1 protein-coding gene is annotated in these 1,101 nt (G+C 77.6%); it reads right to left on the reverse strand.

Annotated elements, in window-relative coordinates:
- Nucleotides 1-774, reverse strand: a 774-nt coding sequence (gene cbiE, locus MXD58_RS25240; protein ID WP_250610153.1) for a precorrin-6y C5,15-methyltransferase (decarboxylating) subunit CbiE, incomplete at its 3' end; no start/stop codon positions are given.
- Nucleotides 775-1,101: the final 327 nt, after the last annotated feature.

Consider the following 1,101-nt stretch of genomic DNA (forward strand, 5'->3'; position numbering starts at 1 on the left):
CAGTCCGGGGCCGCGCGGGCGGCGCGCCGCCGCCGCCGCGGGCCGGCACTCGACGGCGACGATGTTGAGATCGGACGGTGCGTGGCCGCCCACCCAGTCCGCGGCGACCGCGTCCCGGCGGGACTCGTCCGGGGCGCCGAGCCGGTCGAGGACCGTCACCGGGCTGGTCCCGTAGCCGGCGGCGACCAGCAGGTCCGCGAGGGCGCCCGGGGTGGTCCGGTCGGCGCTGAGGACCAGCAGGCGCCGGCGCGGCGCGAGGGCGAGCCGGACGCGGTCCAGCGGCCGCCCGACCACGCTGAGGACCTCGACGTCCTCGACCGCCCAGCCCAGGCGCGCACACGCCAGCGACGTCGAGGACGGATACGGCAGCACCCGCACCCGGTCCGCGCCGAGCAGCCGGACCAGCGTGGTCCCGATCCCGTAGAACATCGGATCACCACTGGCGAGCACGCACACCCCACCCGCGGCCCCGGCCGCGCAGGCCTGGGCGTGGGGTTCGACGTGGATACCGTGCTCGGCGAGCAGGCCGGGCAGGGCCGGCAGTAGCGGTGACGGCCAGCTCACCCGACGGCCACCGATCGGTCGCCCGTCGCCGCGCTCGGGGATCAGGTCGAGCTGGCGACGGGCGCCGAGCAGCACGCCGGCGCTGGCGAGCACCTCGCGGGCGGCCGGAGCGAGACCGTCCCAGCCCTCCGCCCCGATGCCGACGACGGTGAGCACCGCCCCGGCGGCCGGCTGCGGCGGACGAGCGGGCTCGGGCAGGTGTGCTGGCATAACGGGCCAGCCTAACCGCCCGTGGGCCCGTGGCCGCTCCGGCGGGGTCGGTGACCGCGCTGCCCACGCGGAAGGACCGGTCACGCCGCCGGCGGCGTGACCGGCGGCGCCGTCGCGACCTGCGGTGAATGCGTTCCCGCGGCGGGGTGGGGACGCGAGGATGGGACGGTGACTCTTTTTCCGTCGCTCGACGTCGATCACGACGCGCCCGCTGTTCAGGTCGGCGACGTCACGCTCTCCCGTACCGCGCTGTTCGAGGCCGCGGCGGTCGTCGCCCGCCAGGTCGCGGGCGCGCCGGCGGTCGCGGTGCATGCGTCGGCGTCGGCG

This window comes from Frankia sp. AgKG'84/4, assembly GCF_023242965.2.
In the GTDB taxonomy this organism is placed as follows: Bacteria; Actinomycetota; Actinomycetes; order Frankiales; family Frankiaceae; genus Frankia.